The following is a 16,775-nucleotide window of genomic DNA, read 5'->3' on the forward strand; positions in this document are numbered from 1 at the left end:
TCATGCTGTCGTTCCAGTCATGGGAGCGGGTTCGGAATTATCGTCGGCAGTTGTCTTTGCCAGCAGCTTGGTAATTTCGGCGGCAGGCATCGCCTTGTAGTAGAGCCAGCCTTGAATCTGGTCGCACCCCGCGGCGCGGACCATGTCCGCCTGTTCCTGCGTTTCGACGCCCTCGGCGGTCACGTCCATTTGCATCGCTCGCGCGACGGTAATCGTTGACAGCATCATCGCGCGGCTTCCTGCATCCTCGCCTGCCTGGACGACGAGCGAGCGGTCGAGCTTCAGCTTCTCGAAGCGGAACTGGCGCAGAAAACCGATCGAGGCGTAGCCGGTACCGAAATCGTCGAGCACCACGTTGACGCCGAAACCGCGAATGACGTCGAGGCTGCGTTCGGCGACGACAGGATCGAGGACGAGGCAGGTCTCGGTGATTTCGAGTTCCAGACGCTCTGCCGGATAGCCGGTTTCCTCGAGGATGTGACCCAGTTGAACGGGGAATTCGGGATTGCGCAACTGGGCTGCGGAAATGTTGATCGACAGTTTGATGTCCTGCCACGAGAGCGCGTCGAGGCATGCGCGGCGCAGCACCCACAGGCCAATCGGATTGATGAGACCCGTTTCTTCGGCAACGGGTATGAAGACGTGCGGGCCGACGGCCTTGTTCTCGGGGTGGTTCCAGCGGATGAGGGCTTCGACGGCGACCACTTCGCGGTTCCTCGCATCGACGAGCGGCTGATAATGCAGCACGAATTCGTCATTGGTCAGAGCAACGCGAAGCTGATCGTCCATTTCGCGGATCGCTTCGCGGCTGCGATCGAAATCCTTGCTGAACCAGGTGCAGCGCATCTTTCCGCCGCGCTTCGAGACATACATCGCAACATCCGCGCGGCGCAGCAATTCGGACGAGCCGACATTTTCGCCTGTGCCGCTACGCGACAGACCGATGCTTGCGCCCAGGGTTATCCGGCGTTCTTCGACCTCGATCGGCATGGTCAGGCGTTCGAGAATACTGCGCGAAATGCCTTCGAGCAGGGTTCCGGCGAGCGGTCCGTGCATCATGAGGACGAACTCGTCGCCGCCAAGCCGATAGCAGGTCGCCTCGTCGGCGCAGATTGCTCGAACCTGACGCGCACATTCCTCGATGACCCGGTCGCCGACGACGTGGCTAAAATGGTCGTTGATCTGCTTGAACCCGTCGAGATCGATGAGGGCGACAGCGAGTTCGGTCTGCGCGTTCCCGAATTCCTGGATATCGAGATGGAACGCCTTACGATTGGCAAGGCCGGTCAGGTGGTCGGTGAGCGAGGCGCGGTGCATCTTCTTGAGGCCGCTGATGCCTGCCTGGTACATCATGAAGACCGCGCTGAAATACAGCAGGCTGCCGTAGAACACGATGGAGCCGTGCTCCTTGAACGAGATGGTGGCTGTCGCGACCAGCATGCCGATGATCACCACGAAGAGAGCGGACAGGACGATAAGCGGCAGGACGATGAAGGCCCGCGAGCCCATGCTGCCGATGCCGGAACCTGATTTCACGCGTCACCCCTTATATGCAGTCTGCCGCCTTTTGCGGACTTCCCCCAAATCTCTCGATTGTCGGTGTTAACCACTATTCGCTAATGAAGCGTAAAGCGCGAATTTACCTTCGTTTTCGGTGCTTACCCGCCGCTGGAAAGACTTTCAGGCCGCCTTGCTGCGCGGCGTTCCGCGCCGCCGCGTCACCGCTTCGCAGCTATGGCGATAAAGCGCGTTACCGCACTGCGCCGGCTCGAAAAGAGAAGTTTGGCCCAGCGCCGTCTCGCCCGCGCCCAGCATCAGCCAGCCATCGGCTGCAAGGCTGTGATGTATGCGTTCGAAGGCTCGCGCGCGTGTCGCTGCCTCGAAATAGAGAAGGACGTTGCGACAAAGAACGATGTCGTATGGCAGGGCCGGGCCGGGCGCCTCAAGCAGATTGGCGACATGGAACTGAGTCATGCTGCGCAATTTCGGATCGGCCTGCCACCCTTGCTCGCTTTCGCTGAAGAACTTGAGCATTTGCGCAACGCTGATGCCGCGCTGGATTTCGAACTGGCTGTAGGTCGCGGCCTTGGCCGTCTCGATCGCCTTGCGCGAAACGTCGCTGCCGATGATTTCGATCGTCCAGTCGCGCCAGTCTTCAGCCTGTTCGCTGAAGATCATCGCAAGGCTGAGCGCTTCCTGCCCGGTCGAACATCCCGCGGACCAGACTCGCAACCGGCGGCTATCGGCGCGACGTTCGCGCAGTTCGGGAAGAACCGTGTTCTTCAACGTCTCGAAATAAGGGAAATCCCGGAAGAAATAGGTCTCGTTATTGAGCAGCGCCTCGACGACCCGCTGTGCGAGCTGGGCTTGCCCGGGCATCGTGAGGAGGCAGACGAGTTGATCGACATTGCTGATACCGTATTCGCGGAATATCCCGGCCAGTGCGGTCGTGATCCGCCAACGACGCTCGTCCGTGATCTGCTGGCCGGTATGGGTCTCAAGGAGGTCGCGGATATAGTCCTGGGACGCTGCGCTTATCTCCATGCCGATGCGTCCATCGTCAGAGCAATTTCCTCGGCGAGGCGTTCGGGAGTGGCAACGATTTTCGCAAGGCCTGCTTCTGCGACGGCGCGCGGCATTCCCCAGACAGCCGAGCTTTCCTTGTCCTGCGCGAGGATGGTGCCACCACTTTCGAACAGATGGGTTGCGCCGTAGATGCCGTCCCGGCCCATTCCCGAAAGGATTAGCGCGGTTGCATGCCCGTCGGTCGCATCAGCGAGGCTATGCAGCATCGGATCGACCGAAGGCGTGCAACCCGAGCGGCTCGGCGCGTAATCGAGCGCAGTTACATAGCGGTTTCCGCGGCGGCGAACGGTCAGATGTGCCTGACCCGGGGCGATATAGATCGTGTTGGCTGCAAGTTCGATATCATGGTCCGCAACGACGGTATGCCTGCCCGAAGCGACCGCGATCTGCCGGGCGAAGACCGCCATGAAGGACGAGGGAAGATGCTGGGTAATGAGGATCGGCGCGGTGAAATCGCGCTCCAGCCCGCCGAGCACCACGTTCATCGAATGGATGCCGCCGGTAGATGCGCCGATCGCCAGGATCTTGCCGCTCTTGCGCTGTTCGGATGATTTTGCCTGCTGGGGGGGTGCGGATTGCTTGGCTGCGATACCTTCCGCCGGTTGCACGCCTCCTAGCGCGAAGATCTTCTCGATCAGGGCGCGCTTGTAATCTTCGTCGAACTTGCCCGGCATTGGCTTGAGCATCGTGTCCGCCGCGCCCATCGAAAGGGCCGAAATGGTATGTTCGGCTCCTTCGTCGGTCAGCGCCGAAATGACGAGGATCTGTGCCTCGGGACAGGCTTCGAGCATCTTGGGAAGTGCTTCGAGCCCACCCATGCCAGGCATTTCGAGATCAAGCATGATGACGTCGACAGGCGCCATTTTCAGCTTCATCAGCGCCTTTTCGGCCGTGCCGGCATCACCGACGACGGTGAGGCGCGGATCGGCGTTCACTATGCGTGAGAAGATAGTCCGAATGGTCAGCGAATCGTCGACCACCATGACGCGAATAGCCGGCGTGGCGTCTGTCCGGTCGGTCTCAAGTCTGGCGTGAGCGTTCATCGGTCGGGCCTCCTTCAGCCCATACCGACCAGTTGCAGCTTTATCTGAAGCGTCTCGTGATCGAACGGCTTCATGACGTATTCGTCCGCCCCGGCACTGATCGCCTCACGGATATGGGATACGTCGTTTTCGGTGGTGCAGAAGACGACCTTGGGCTTGTCGCCTCCCTCGCGCTGGCGCAGATGCGTGATGAACTCGATCCCGGTCATGACCGGCATGTTCCAGTCGAGAAGGACGACGTCGGGCATCGATTCCTCGCAGCGCTCGAGGCCTTCCTGACCGTTCTCGGCTTCGGAAACCGAATAGCCGAGCGTTTCGAGAATGTGCCGCGAGACCTTGCGGATCACCCGCGAATCATCGACTACCAGACAGTTTTTCATTTCGTGCCAACCCTGTTTTGTCGTGTGTTTGCCTAAGCGACAGTGGTAACTATTCCTTTAAGCCGCGAGGGCTTGCGGCCCCTTTACGATCTGCTTGTGATCGATGAGCACGGCCGGCTCCCCGGACGTCTCAACCTTGCCGAGCGCAACCCGGTTCCAGTGTTCGCCGAACCCGCCCTTGACCGGTTCAGGTTCCGAGGACGACATGACGACCCCCTCGACCTCGTCGACAAGCAGAGCATACTGGTGTCCGTCGATCTTGATGACGACCGCTCGGTCGCCGCGCTTGTACTGCATGGGCACCAGGCCCAGCGAAGAACGGCAGCACACGACGGTCAACGCCTGACTGCGCATGGCGGTAAGACCCACGATGTGGGACGGTGCCATGGGTACGGCGACGATCTCCTCGATCTCGATCACCGAAGCGATTTCGGAAGCCGGTATCGCGGCACGGCGACCGTCGATATTGGCAATCAGCAGCATCTCGGTCATGCGGCGTTCCCTCCGGTTGCCTGGGACAGGGCAGCGACGAGCGCGTCGCGGTCGTAGCGGTAAACGGTGCCTTGCTCGCTCTCGCGGGCGATTTCGGTTTCGCGGAGACGAATGACGCGGCCCGCTGCTTGTTCGGTTTGCGCAGGCGGCGCATCGCCCATGACGATGGCGACATCGCAGTTTTCGACATTGCGCTCGACGCGATAGCCAGCGGCGACGACCAACGGTTCCAGAATGGCTTTCGACCATTCGTCGTCCGGCAATGCGCAGGACAGCCCGTTGCTTGCTTCGTCCGGACGAGCGAACTTCGCGAACAGCTGGTGGCCGTCGATCAGGCGAACCGGGCGACCGTTCAACAGGACGGTTCCCTCATAGGCAGGGTCGTCGCTCGGGACGATTTCGGAAGTGAGCGGCTGCGTGTCGGAAATGCGCGCCACGGCGTAAAGCAGCGAGCTGGTGCCGTCGGACAGTCGCAGTGTGCGTACCGTTTCCTCGGTTTCATGCTGCGGCCCGATCCCGACCAGCGGCATGAGCCGGTCGTCGATGATCGTCTGCGCGACCTTCCCGTGATAGTCGATCGTCGCCGGATCGATCGTATCGATGCGCAGGACCATCGGCATCCGCACGGCGCATTCGAGCCCGTCGAACGTCTCGAAGGTCATGACTTCGGCGGCTTTCTTCACGATCTTCTTGGCGTCTGCCTCGAGCGAGGGCGACTTCGATGCGCGCGTCGCGGAGACGAGATTATGCTTCGCCGCAATCTCCCTCATGTCGAGCATGAGGATCGGTGTACCGTTATCGAGCAGGGTCGAGCCGGAATAGAAGCCGGTGGCCATGATCGCGGGGGCGAGCGGTTTGACGACCAGATCCTCGTAATCGAAGATCGAATCGACGCCGAGCGCAAAGCGATCGCCGGTGCTTACGTGCACGAGGATGAGAATGTCGGCGAGGTCCGACGCTTCCCCCTCGTCTTTGCCAGCGTTCTTCGGAAGTGCCAGTACGTCATGCAGGGCGAGGTAGGGTATGCGATTGCCGCGAATCTTGACGAGGCGGTTCGCCCCTAGCGTCGTGGTCTCGACGGAAGAGGAGCGGCGTCGGACGATTTCCAGAACATAGCTCTGCGGGATAGCGAACTGATGTCCGCCCGCCTGCACCGTGAGGCCAGCGACGATGCTAAGCGTCAGGGGTATCTGCAACTGGAAGCTGGTGAATTCGCCGGGCTTGGAAGTAACCTTGATGGAGCCGCCGATGCGTTCGAGATTGGCGCGCACGACGTCCATTCCGACACCGCGTCCGGAAATTTCGCTCACCTCCTCCGCAGTGGAGAGGCCGGGCGCGAAGATGAGGTTGATCTTTTCCTCGTTCGAAAGACGGCTGGCTTCCTGTTCGGTGACGACGCCGGTCTCGATCGCCTTGGCGACGATTTTCGCCGGGTCGAGACCTTTCCCGTCGTCGGTGACGGTCAGCCTGATCTCGTTGCCCGAATGGCGCGCGCTGACGTTGAGCAGACCGATCTCGCGCTTGCCGGCGGCGATGCGCCGCGACGGGGTTTCGATTCCGTGATCGATCGCATTGCGCAGCAGATGGGTCATCGGGTCGCGGATCATCTCCATGATCTCGCGGTCGAGTTCGACATCGCCGCCCTCGAAGTCGATCATCACCTGCTTGCCGAGTTCGTTCGACAGATCGCGCACCAGTCGGGGCAATGACTGATAGAGGTGGTCGATATGGTGCATGCGCATCTGGCTGATGCCTTCGCGCACTTCCGAAAGAATACCGGAGAGGCGCTCGAACGGACCGTCAAGCGCCCCCGCATCGGGTGTTTCGCGCAGGCGCCGCGCCAGATCGTTCCGCGCAAGAACCATGTCGGACACGCCGCTCATCACGCGATCGAGCAATTCGACGGGAAGCCGGATCGACCGGGGCGCTGCGGAGCTTTGGCTCGCACGCGCGGTCTGGACTTCTTCGCGCGGGTGGCTCGCCGCGACGTCGAGCACGGCACCCTCGCTGTCTTCGAGGGCCGAGACGAGCATTTCGTCGCCGCCTTCGGGGAATTCCTCTTTAGCCTCGATCGCGTCGACCATCGCGGCAATGCGGTCGATGACGGAAAGGACCGCGGTGACGAGGCGAGCATTTGCCGCACGCCTGCCGGAGCGCACTTCGCCGAGCGCACCTTCGGCGGCATGGCTGAGTTTTGCGAGCCGAGGAAAATCGAAGAAGCCGCAATTGCCCTTAACGGTATGGACGAAGCGGAAGATCGAATCGAGACGCTCGCGGTCACCGGGATCGGCTTCCCACGCGATGATCTCGCCTTCGATACTCTCCAGCATTTCACGGGTTTCGGCTACGAAATCCGCCAGCAGGTCGTCCATGTCGCACTTTCCGTCAAAACCTTCAGGAACAGGCGATATGACCGATGTTGGTTAATATAATTATACGGTGATCGGAGGTCGATTACGTAGCTGAAGGTCGCATTTGCCCGTGATGGCGCAGCAGCCACCATGTCATGGCAAGCGCGAGCGCTCCGCCTGCCAGATTGGCCGCCAGTTCGCCCGCATAGATCGCCTCCGCGCCCCAGCTTGCCCGCAAGAGCCAGGCGACCGGCAGCATGACGAGGAACACGCGGGCAAAGCTCTGCGCAAGCGCCCAGCCAGCGCGGTCAATGGCGTTCAATGCGCCATTGCTTACGATGAGCAGCCCATAGCCCGCGTACCCCCAGGCAGCGATGCCGAGATACGCCGTGAACTGCGCGACGACGGCCTCGCTGTCAGTGAACAGGCCCGCGAACCACTCCGCCGCGAAGACAAGCACCAAGGCGATCGAAAGCCCGTAAGCGATGCAGAAACCGCTGGCATAGAGAAAGGCGTTGTTCGCACGGTCGAGCTTGCCCGAGCCCCAGTTCTGACCGACGATGCCGCCGATCGCTCCGGACAACGCGAGAAGGGGCACGACCGCAAAGCTTTGGAGGCGCCCGGCCGCCCCGAAACCCGCGACCGCCGATTGACCCTCGACCGCGACGAGGGCCGTCAGCACCGAAAGGCCGATGGGGTTGATCGCGTTGGAGAAGGATGCCGGACCGGCAACCCGCGTGATGGCGGCAATGGAACTGCCGATATCCGCGCCGCCCAGCTTTCGGAATTGCGGGGGAAGGGGCGTCCGCCGCAGCAGGATGTAGCCGGTCGCAATACCGACCGCCCAGCCGGCCAGCGTCGCATAGGCAGCGCCGACGATCCCGAGCCCCTCGAAGCCGAGCGCCCCGGTTATAAGGATCGGGTCGAGTATCCAGTTGGCGATGGCATAGGATAGGGAGACGATGGATGTCTTCTTGGCCTCTCCCTGTCCGCGCAGGACGCCGTTCAGTCCCATGATCGCCATGAGCAGCGGGAAGCCGAGGGCAAAGGGCTGCATATAGGTCCGGATGAGCGGCAAGGTCTCTTCGTCGGCCTGCATGAGACCGAACAGCGGATCGAGCAGCGCAAACAGCAGCAGGCTCATGGCCGCCCCGAGCATGACGGCGAAGACGATGCCGACATTGGCGCGCTCGTGGGCGCGTTCGTCATTGCCTTCGCCCAGGGCGCGGGCAATCACCGAATTGATGCCCACCATGACACCGACACCAAGGCTCGTCAGCGCGACGCTGATCGGAAAGATGAAGGAGATGGCGGCGAGTTCGGCAGCGCCCAGTTGTCCGATGAAATAGGCATCGACGAGCCCGATCGACATGATCGCCGCGACGCCCAGCACCATGGGGGCGGTCTGCGTCACGAGATGCCCGACGATACTCCCGCGGGTGAGTTTGGCATTCTCGCTCATCGAGGGACCTGCACTATCGGGAGCCGCGGCCAGCGCAACTGTTTTCCCCGCCGGGGGTTGGGCGGGGTCGCGCCGAACTTGTGCGGCGGTCGTGCTTCGTGCGATAGTGCGGGAAACGAAACGATGGAGATGGCCTCATGGCGACGCAGATCAAACCGCAGGTGGATTGCAGCAAGGAAGAGTGGGAAGCGCGGCAGAACCTGGCGGCGTGCTATCGCATCTTCGATCATCTGGGGTGGTCTGAATCGATCTACAACCACATCTCGCTGAAGATTCCGGGCGAAGACGATACGTTCCTCATCAATCCCTTTGGTCTGCTCTATGACGAAGTGACGGCGTCCAACCTCGTGAAGATCGACGTCGAAGGCAACAATGTCGGCAATTCGCCCTACATGGTGAACAAGGCCGGTTTCACGCAGCACGCTCATTTTCACAAGCATCTGGGAGAGCGTGCCAATGCGATCTGTCACGTCCACACGACCGCGACCATGGCCGTATGCAGTCATGAAGACGGCCTGCTGCCGACCAATTTCTACGCTTGCAGCTTTCAGGACCGCATCGGCTACCATGATTTCGAAGGCGTCACCGTGCGTCCCGAGGAAGGCGAGCGGCTGGTCGAGAACCTCGGTCAGCACAAGGTTCTGATGCTGCGCAATCACGGACCCGTCGTGATGGGCAAGACCATTCAGGAGATGTTCCTCACGATGTGGTCGCTCCAGCGCGCGTGCGAAATCCAGGTTGCCACTCTTTCGCAGGGCAAGGCGCAGGTCGTTACGCAGGACGTCGTCGACGTTCACCAGCGCGACCTTGCGCAGATGAGCAGCCAGGGCGGTGCGGGAATGTTCGACTTCGAAGCATGGAAGCGCCGGGTCGACAAGATCGACGATTCCTGGCGGAACTGATGGAAAGTGCGAAATCCTGCCACAAATGCGGCGGCAGGATGGCTCAAGGTATTTCGCTCGGGCGTGACAGCGGCGGCGGGCAGGTCGTTGCCCAGTGGTATCCCGGCAAGCCGGAGCGGAACTGGGCCGGAATGCTCATGATCGACAAGAAGCAGCTAAGCGACGTTATCGCCTATCGCTGCGAACGCTGCCATCTCATCGATTTCTACGCAGAATAGGTAATTCACTCATGGTAGCGATGACCGTCAACGGGCGGCCCCTCGATTTCGACATGGACCCGCGCACTCCGCTGGTTCACGCGCTGCGCGACGCAGCCAATCTGACGGGCACGAAATTCGGCTGCGGCAATGGCGATTGCGGCGCGTGCATCGTCCATGTCGATGGTGCTCCCCTGCGCTCCTGCCTCATCACGCTCGCGGAATCCGAAGGGCGGATCATCACCACGATCGAAGGGCTCGGCGCTGATCGCACGCAACCTGTGCAGCAGGCGCTCGTCGCAGAGCAGGCCATTCAATGCGGCTTCTGCACGCCCGGCATCGTCATGGCGGCGAGCGCCCTCCTTAGACAGAACCGCTCGCCCAGCGTTGACGAGATCAAGGCCGCACTTCCCAATATCTGCCGCTGCGGCGTCTATCCGCGGCTCGTCGAAGCGATCGAGCGGGCCGGGCGCGTCGCACGGCGCAGCGAGACGATCACGGCCGCGCCCACTTCGGGCATCTCGACGGAAGACGCCGCGCGCAGCGTCCCCGCGATCAGGCCGGTCGCCCCGGCCCGACGCGAAGAGGATGCCGAACCTTAGAAGCCGAACCGCACGCCGATCCGGGCATGGAAGGGATCGCCCGGCTGGATGTTGTTGTCGCCATGCGCGCTTGCATAGTAGTCCTCGTCGAAGAGGTTTTCGATGTTGAGCTGCACGGTCACCCGCTCGTTCACCTCGTAATAGGCGGCGGCATCGATGCGCAGGAAGTCAGGGAGGATGACTTCGTTCGTGTAGCTGGTGAATTGCTCCGAGCGATAGATGCCGCCCAGACCGAAGGACAGCCGATCGGTCGCGTAGAAGCGGTTCCATGCGGTGAACTGGTGATGCGGGGTCTGCTGAAGGGTGGTTCCGGCATCCGCGAAGATCGAATCCGTCAGGATTTCTCCGTCGAGATAGGCATAGCCGAGGCTTGCCTGCCAGACCGGCAGGATGTTGCCGACAATGCTTGCTTCGCCGCCGCGGACCCGGCTCTCGCCGGTCAGGACAGCGAGATTGGTTAGGGGATCGGTCGAGCGGGTATTCGTCCGGTCGAGCTGAAACAGCGCAGCGGTGAACAGGAGGTCGGTCTTTGGGGCGAATTTGACGCCGATCTCGTAGCTGGTGAACTTCTCCGGCTCGAGTTCGTCGAATGCCGGGTCGAGGAAGGTGAACTGGTCGCCCGCCTGCGGCAGGAAGCTCTCCGCGTAGCTTGCATAGAAGGACAGCCCTTCGCCGGGCTTGACGATCAGACCGAGGCGCGGGCTGACGAGTTCGTCGACCCGCTGGCCGCGCTCATCCGCCAGAATGTCGTATGTGTCGAGATCGAACCGGTCATAGCGCAGGCCCGCGATAACTTCGACGAATTCTCCGAACGAAATCTGGTCCTGAACATAGGCCGAGAAGACCTTGAGCTCGCTGTCGCGCGACCGAGAGATCGGGGTCAGCGAAACCTCAGGAAAATCGTAGGGGTCCGTCAGAAAAACGAAATTTCGCGACAGAGCGACGCCATAGCGGCCGTTCTGCGTGTCCTGAACGCTTCCCTCGATACCGACGAGCAGCATGTGGTCGAGCGGGCCAGTTTTGGTTTCCCAGACCAGATTGGCCTGCCCGATCAGGTTCTCGCGCTGCGTAAAATCCTGATAGCCGCCGAGCGAGACTGTTTCGCCATCCGTTCCGCGCGGCAGGACGTTGGCATAGACCTTGTCGTAATTCGCGTACTGGACAGACGCGTTGATGTGGAGATCGTCCGAAAAGTCGTGGTCGATGCGACTGCGTGCGATGTGAACCTCGGCGCGCGCTTCGTTGAAACCGGGTACGCCGAAGAACGTCTCGTCATATCCGGTGAGCGGTCCCGTGCCGAGCGAAGGAACGCCGCGATCGGTGACCCGCCTGTCGTCGTCATACGTGTAGTGAGCGGTAAGGCGGGTGTTGGCGCCGAGCCGTGCGGTAATCGTTGGGGTGATGCCGATGAAGCGTCCTTCGTAGAAGTCGCGGTCGTTGTCGAACTCCTCGTAAGTGCCGGTCACGCGCAGGCCGAGATTCTCCGCTGCGTTGAGATTGACGTCGCCGGTCAGCGCAAAGGCCGAGAACGTATCGACCGAAGCATCGAGATTGACGAAGCGGGTCGCAACGTCCGCCGTCTTGCTGACGCGGTTGATTGCGCCGCCGCCGCCCCCGCGTCCGAAGATGAGGGCGTTGGGACCCTTCAGGACTTCGACCCGCTCGACATTGTAAAGGGGGCGGAAATACTGCGCGTCGTCACGCAATCCGTCGAGATAGAAGTCGGCCGTGGTTTCCTGACCGCGAATGAAGACCTCGTCGCGATGCCCTTCGCCCGTTTCCAGCGTAATGCCCGGAACGTAGCGCAGCGCGTCGTTCAACTGGCGCAGGCTCTGGTCTTCCAGCTGGTCCTCGGTCAGAACGGTGATGCTTTGGGGAACGTCGAGCAGGGCAGTTTCGGTCTTCGTTCCGCTCGAGCCGTCCTCGCCGCCATAGCCTTCCTTCTGGCCAACGACGACGATCGTCGTCGGCAGATAGTCGCGATCCTGCTCGGCGGCTTCTGTGGCATTGTCGCTTGCGGCGAACGCCGGCGTTGCGGCAAGTGCAAGCGGCGCGACCGTGACGGCGAGCAGGCTGCGATTAGTGACGGACTTCATTAGGTAACCCCCTTATTGAGAATCGTTCTCGTTTCGTGAGGCGCTGCTATTGAGAATAATTCGCACTTGCAACCGCTATTTACAATGCGGGAAAGATTTTTGCTGAAATGCCCGTTCGACACAGGCTAATCCGAATGGGACAGGAAAAGGGAGAAGCCCATGAAGGCCACTATTTGGCACAATCCGAAATGCGGCACGTCGCGCAATACGCTCGCAATGCTCGAGGATCGCGAAGGCGTGCAGGTCGAGGTGATCGAATATCTCAAGGACCCGCCGAGCCGTCAGAAACTCGCGCAGCTATATCGGGACGCCGGGGTTCGCCCAGCCGAGGGGCTGCGCCTGCGTGGAACAGATGCAGCGGAACGGGGGCTACCGGACGCGGATGACGAAACGGTGCTAACAGCGATGGAGAAGGACCCGATCCTGATCGAACGACCGCTCGTCGAAACAGAGAAGGGCGTGCGCCTTTGTCGTCCGAAGGAGCGGGTCGAGGAAATCCTCTAGGTCGCGCGGTCCTTCGTCGCGATCTCGTCGAGGGTCAGATTGCGCCAGCCCATGGCGAACACGATGCCGCATAACAGGGCGACGGTTAGAAAGGCGAACCAGTCCGAGATATTGTAGAGGAACACGCCGAGCGCGGGCGCGAACACGAAGGCCGCGCCGGTGATCGAGGCGACGATGCCCGATGCTTCTCCCTGCTCCGAGCGCGTGACGGCTAGCGAAGCGCCTGCATTGTAGCCGGGCCGAAACAGGCCGAAGCCGAGCGAGGCGACAGCATAGGTGAGCGAGATCGCGTGCAAATCCTGCGCGAAATGCATGGACACGGCGCCGAGCCCGCCCAGCAGCACGCCCGCCAGCGTGGCGGCTCGCGGGCCGAGCTTGAAGCGGGGAATGACGCCCCATTGAGCGAGCAACGTCGCCGCGGCTCCGCACATCAGGACGATGGCGACCGGTCCCGTTCCCGCCGCCGGATCGCTTCTCAAACCGAGGCGATCGAGCACGAGAAAGCCCGTCAGGCCGAGGATCATCGCGTGTGCATGGCCGCCCAGCAATCCGGCGATGACCCAGGGGCGCAGGCGCGGCTCCCACCAGCCCATGTTCTGCTTCGAACCGGAGCGCACGGGGGCGGGCGGTTCGTCCTCCTCGTCCTCGTCCACTACGTCTTCGACGAGTTCCTCGCTCGCCTGTTCGTCGGTCGAACTCGCACCCCAGGGCGCATCGTAGGTGCGACCGCGCGCAGCGAATTGCGGCTCGTCATTGGGCAGCCGAAGGCGCAACGCGAAGAGTGCGGCCACGCCCAGCAGCGCAAAGGCGACGAACGGACCAACGAGGCCGAGGCCGGGGAACACCATGAGCGGGGCGAGGGCCGGGCCGATGACCGTGCCAAGGCCGAAGCTCGATGCGATGAGCGACAGCGCCTGCGTGCGCTCGCTGCGCGGTGTGCGTGAGGCGACATAGGCCTGCACCGCAGGCGGAGCGGCGCTGCCGAACCAGCCATAAAGGCTTCGAAACAGCGCAAAGAGGACGAGCGTCCATACGACCGGCAAGGCTCCGGCAAGGCCGAACCACATGACGAGACCGCATAGCGCCATCGATACGATGAAGCCCATGAGACCCAGCGTCATCATCGCCTTGCGCCCGCGCTGGTCCGACCGACGCGCCCAGAACGGAGCGCAAATGACCCAGAGTAACGCCGACCAGGTATAGGCGAGGCTGATCCAGACGTCGTTCACGCCGAGGGCGGTTCCGATCGATGGCATGACCGACTGCATCGCGGTATTTCCCGCGGCCGTCGTCAGCATCACCGCGAACAAAAGCATCATCCGACCGCGTGAAATCGTCTGCGGACGTGCGGCACCGCGCTGCGGGATCTGCGGTGGCGGTGCGTTCTCGTTCATGGCCCGCCCGGCGTTACGGCGTGCTGCTCGTGCTTGCAATCGCGAAGCTAATTTGGGAAAGCATCCCGCCAAACGGCTGCGCTCCACGTCGCAGATGCGCTCGAAGGATATCAATTTGAACGACTACGATCCCAAGCAGGCGGCGAATGTCGCCAGGCGACGAACTGGTGTCGCACGGCTGCTCGACCATTGGCGCGTTTTCTTTCAGGGTTTCGTGCAGCATCCCAAGATGGTCGGTTCGATCATCCCGTCCTCGCGCTTTACCGTCGAGAAGATGCTCGCCCCGGTGAAGTGGGACGAGTGCAAGCTGTTCGTCGAATACGGCCCGGGCGTCGGCACGTTCTGCCAGCCGGTGCTCGATCGGTTGCCGGCGGACGGACGCCTCGTGGTGATCGACACCAATCCGCTCTACATCCGCTATCTGCGCCGGACGATCGACGATCCGCGTTTTCATGCGGTGCAGGGATCGGCCGAGCATGTCGAGACGATCGTGCAGTCGCACGGCCACGAACATGCGGACTACGTGCTTTCCGGCCTGCCCTTCTCGACGCTTCCCGACGGGGTGGGTCCGGCCATCGCTGCCGCGACGCACCGCGTCCTGCGGCCCGGCGGAGCGTTCCTCGTCTATCAGTTCTCCGACAAGGCGCGCGATTTCATGGCGCAGCATTTTGCGCATATCGACCAGGGTTTCGAACTCTGGAACGTCCTGCCCTGCAAGCTCTTCTGGGGCTGGAAGGGCCAGCCGGCCTAACTCTCCGACCTAGCTGTCCCGGCGGTCGGGCGAGGGCGCTTCCTCCCTGCCCGCCGAAAGCTGGCGAAACACCGCTACGACGAGCACAGCGATGACCGCGGTGACGATCGCCGACAGCAGCGCCCCGAAAAACGCATCGACGAACAGGGCGACCTCGGGATTGGCCACAAGTGCCGCGATCAGGGCGACGGGCAGGTTCAGCACCAGCGAGATGACGATCCATGCGATTGCAAGCAAGGCGAGGAAGGCAAGCAGCCGGGCACCGACCCCGCGGGTCATGCGAAAGCTCTCGCCGATCGCCTTCAAGGGATTGAACCGCTTCTCGAACACGATGACGGCGACGACGGGGAACAGGCGCGCCGTCAAATAGAATGCCGCGATGAAGAGCAACACCATGCCGATCGTCGCACCAGCCGCCCCGCCGAGGCTCAAAAGCGACAGGAGCAGCGCGGCGGTAATCATGACGCCGAAGGTTATCAGCAACTGCGTCAGGATCAGCGGCACGAGCGCGACGAGACCGTTCCTGATCGCATCCCCGACCGTCGGGCGGCGCCGCGCGAACAGCGCGACCATAGCCAACAGCCCGGCATATTGGGCCAGCTGTAAGGCGATCATCCAGCCTGCGACCGTCTGGAAGTACTCGGTCAGCTGCGGAATCGGGTTGGCCTGGTCGAGGTCGGAAGGCACGGCCATCGTCTGCGGTTCGATGAGATAGATGGCGAGCGTCGGAAGGAAGACGAACAGGCCGGCGATCAAAGCCAGCAATTCGGGATTGCGCCGCAACAGGCGAACCGCCTCGTTCCAAGCCCCGTTCATGTCGAATGCCATCGTCTTTCCCATCCATAGTTGCTGGCCGGGCGAGCCGGCCGATGCGCGAATACCCTTGATCGTTGCCGGATTTCAACGCAAGCGCGTTTCATGACCGCCGCTGTCCCCGAAACCTTCGAAAGCGACGATATTTTGCCCGAATGGGTGTGCGAAGAAGCACGTGTTCCGTATCGCGATGCACTCGACGCAATGGAGGAACGCAGCCGTGCTATCCGGGAAGGAACCGCGCGCGAGCGGATCTGGCTGCTAGAACACCCGCCCGTTTATACCGCCGGAACGAGCGCGGGTGAGGCGGAACTGCTCGATACGAGGTTCGAAGTCATCGATGCGGGTCGCGGGGGCCGTTACACCTATCACGGTCCGGGTCAGCGCGTGGGATACCTCATGCTCGACCTCGCGAAACGTGGCCGCGACGTGCGCCGCTTCGTTCATTCGGTCGAGGGATGGGTCATCGCCGCGCTTGGCGAACTGGGATGCGAGGCATGGCGCGCGGAGGGCCGGATCGGCATCTGGACGGACGGACCCGACGGGCGCGAAGCGAAGATCGGCGCGATCGGCGTGCGCGTGCGCCGCTGGGTGACGCTGCACGGCTTTTCCGTCAACATCGCCCCCGATCTCTCGCATTTCGAGGGCATCGTGCCTTGTGGTATCGCGGAATTCGGCGTGACCAGCCTCGCCGAACTGGGCTATGCGGCGAGCGAAACAGATTTCGACGAGGCACTGCGGTTACGGTTGGGGGATTTCCTCGCTGCCGTCGGCGGTGCCGAGGAGCGATTGCCATGACCAAGAGAACGAACCGCCTGCCCCTTTACGCCCTTCTCGCGAGCGTCGCGCTGCTGACAGCCTGCGGCGACGGGAACGACGCGCCTGTCGTTGAACAGAACGGCAACGAACAATTGTCGGGCGAGATACTCGAACGTTCGGTCACCGACGAGATGCTGCCGACCGGCGAAGTCGGCGCCCCGTCGCAATTGCCCGACCGCCCGGCGACGCTTTCGGGTCCTGCGCCCGAAGAAGCGGAAGGCGATGCGGAAACGACCCGCAGCGCCACGTCCCGGCCCACGGCTCGCCCGGCGACCGAGCCTGCTCAAAGCGATGCGAGCCAACCGGCGGAAAGCGAACCGACAACCTCTGAAGAGGAAACAGCCCCACCGCCGGACGGCGAGGCTGTCGAATAGGTCCTGTCA

At 62.2% G+C, this 16,775-nt stretch carries 17 protein-coding genes; 7 read left to right on the top strand and 10 right to left on the bottom strand.

The window, feature by feature from the left end:
* The 7 genes from GRI38_RS00520 to GRI38_RS00550 all read right to left on the bottom strand — a co-directional run bounded on the left by GRI38_RS00520 (position 1) and on the right by GRI38_RS00550 (position 8,314).
* Positions 1 to 1,536: a putative bifunctional diguanylate cyclase/phosphodiesterase gene (locus tag GRI38_RS00520; protein WP_337191209.1), complete on the bottom strand. Its 1,536-nt coding sequence runs from the start codon at positions 1,534 to 1,536 to the stop codon at positions 1 to 3.
* Positions 1,537 to 1,680: 144 nt separating this feature from the next.
* Positions 1,681 to 2,544, bottom strand: a complete 864-nt coding sequence (locus GRI38_RS00525) for a CheR family methyltransferase (RefSeq protein ID WP_160681081.1) — start codon at positions 2,542 to 2,544, stop codon at positions 1,681 to 1,683.
* Positions 2,535 to 3,629: a chemotaxis-specific protein-glutamate methyltransferase CheB gene (gene cheB / locus GRI38_RS00530; RefSeq protein ID WP_237487292.1), complete on the bottom strand. Its 1,095-nt coding sequence runs from the start codon at positions 3,627 to 3,629 to the stop codon at positions 2,535 to 2,537. The genes GRI38_RS00525 and cheB overlap by 10 nt, the downstream gene beginning before the upstream one ends.
* A gap of 14 nt (positions 3,630 to 3,643) precedes the next feature.
* Positions 3,644 to 4,009: a response regulator gene (locus GRI38_RS00535; protein ID WP_160681082.1), complete on the bottom strand. Its 366-nt coding sequence runs from the start codon at positions 4,007 to 4,009 to the stop codon at positions 3,644 to 3,646.
* Positions 4,010 to 4,066: 57 nt separating this feature from the next.
* Positions 4,067 to 4,501 carry a chemotaxis protein CheW gene (locus GRI38_RS00540; RefSeq protein ID WP_160681083.1) on the bottom strand — a complete coding sequence of 145 codons (435 nt, stop codon included), beginning with the start codon at positions 4,499 to 4,501 and terminating at the stop codon, positions 4,067 to 4,069.
* A complete protein-coding gene (locus tag GRI38_RS00545) occupies positions 4,498 to 6,873 on the bottom strand; it encodes a chemotaxis protein CheA (protein WP_160681084.1) in 2,376 nt (791 codons plus the stop codon). The genes GRI38_RS00540 and GRI38_RS00545 overlap by 4 nt, the downstream gene beginning before the upstream one ends.
* Before the next feature lie 82 nt (positions 6,874 to 6,955).
* Positions 6,956 to 8,314, bottom strand: a complete 1,359-nt coding sequence (locus GRI38_RS00550) for an MATE family efflux transporter (protein WP_160681085.1) — start codon at positions 8,312 to 8,314, stop codon at positions 6,956 to 6,958.
* A gap of 137 nt (positions 8,315 to 8,451) precedes the next feature.
* Here GRI38_RS00550 and GRI38_RS00555 point away from each other — a divergent pair, with 137 nt between their 5' ends.
* From GRI38_RS00555 to GRI38_RS00565, 3 genes are read left to right on the top strand one after another with little or no spacing between them, the layout of a single operon-like run.
* On the top strand, positions 8,452 to 9,216 hold the full coding sequence (locus GRI38_RS00555) for a class II aldolase/adducin family protein (protein WP_160681086.1): 765 nt from the start codon (positions 8,452 to 8,454) through the stop codon (positions 9,214 to 9,216).
* Positions 9,216 to 9,434 carry a PF20097 family protein gene (locus GRI38_RS00560; protein WP_160681087.1) on the top strand — a complete coding sequence of 73 codons (219 nt, stop codon included), beginning with the start codon at positions 9,216 to 9,218 and terminating at the stop codon, positions 9,432 to 9,434. Before GRI38_RS00555 ends, GRI38_RS00560 begins: the two co-directional genes overlap by 1 nt.
* An 11-nt stretch (positions 9,435 to 9,445) precedes the next feature.
* Positions 9,446 to 10,015, top strand: coding sequence for a (2Fe-2S)-binding protein (locus GRI38_RS00565; protein ID WP_160681088.1), 570 nt, complete (start codon positions 9,446 to 9,448; stop codon positions 10,013 to 10,015).
* On the opposite strand, the gene GRI38_RS00570 is transcribed toward GRI38_RS00565, so the two are convergent.
* A complete protein-coding gene (locus GRI38_RS00570) occupies positions 10,012 to 12,111 on the bottom strand; it encodes a TonB-dependent receptor (RefSeq protein ID WP_160681089.1) in 2,100 nt (699 codons plus the stop codon). The two genes, GRI38_RS00565 and GRI38_RS00570, sit on opposite strands and share 4 nt — an antisense overlap.
* Positions 12,112 to 12,270: 159 nt before the next feature.
* Here GRI38_RS00570 and arsC point away from each other — a divergent pair, with 159 nt between their 5' ends.
* The gene (gene arsC / locus GRI38_RS00575) at positions 12,271 to 12,615 is read left to right on the top strand and encodes an arsenate reductase (glutaredoxin) (protein ID WP_160681090.1); all 345 of its coding nucleotides are present in this window, start codon (positions 12,271 to 12,273) and stop codon (positions 12,613 to 12,615) included.
* Here the strand turns inward: arsC and GRI38_RS00580 are convergent.
* A complete protein-coding gene (locus tag GRI38_RS00580; RefSeq protein WP_237487293.1) occupies positions 12,612 to 14,009 on the bottom strand; it encodes an MFS transporter in 1,398 nt (465 codons plus the stop codon). The genes arsC and GRI38_RS00580 overlap by 4 nt on opposite strands.
* A gap of 94 nt (positions 14,010 to 14,103) precedes the next feature.
* On the opposite strand from GRI38_RS00580, the gene GRI38_RS00585 reads away from it, so the two are divergent.
* Entirely contained in the window at positions 14,104 to 14,760 is a 657-nt protein-coding gene (locus GRI38_RS00585; protein ID WP_160682367.1) for a class I SAM-dependent methyltransferase, read from the top strand.
* A 9-nt stretch (positions 14,761 to 14,769) separates the two neighbouring features.
* Here the strand turns inward: GRI38_RS00585 and GRI38_RS00590 are convergent, their stop codons facing one another.
* Entirely contained in the window at positions 14,770 to 15,588 is an 819-nt protein-coding gene (locus GRI38_RS00590; RefSeq protein WP_160681091.1) for a hypothetical protein, read from the bottom strand.
* Positions 15,589 to 15,678: 90 nt separating this feature from the next.
* Here GRI38_RS00590 and lipB point away from each other — a divergent pair, with 90 nt between their 5' ends.
* Entirely contained in the window at positions 15,679 to 16,371 is a 693-nt protein-coding gene (gene lipB, locus GRI38_RS00595) for a lipoyl(octanoyl) transferase LipB (RefSeq protein ID WP_160681092.1), read from the top strand.
* On the top strand, positions 16,368 to 16,766 hold the full coding sequence (locus GRI38_RS00600) for a hypothetical protein (protein ID WP_160681093.1): 399 nt from the start codon (positions 16,368 to 16,370) through the stop codon (positions 16,764 to 16,766). The genes lipB and GRI38_RS00600 overlap by 4 nt, the downstream gene beginning before the upstream one ends.
* Positions 16,767 to 16,775 lie beyond the last annotated feature (9 nt).

Source organism: Parapontixanthobacter aurantiacus (assembly GCF_009827635.1).
GTDB lineage: Bacteria > Pseudomonadota > Alphaproteobacteria > Sphingomonadales > Sphingomonadaceae > Parapontixanthobacter > Parapontixanthobacter aurantiacus.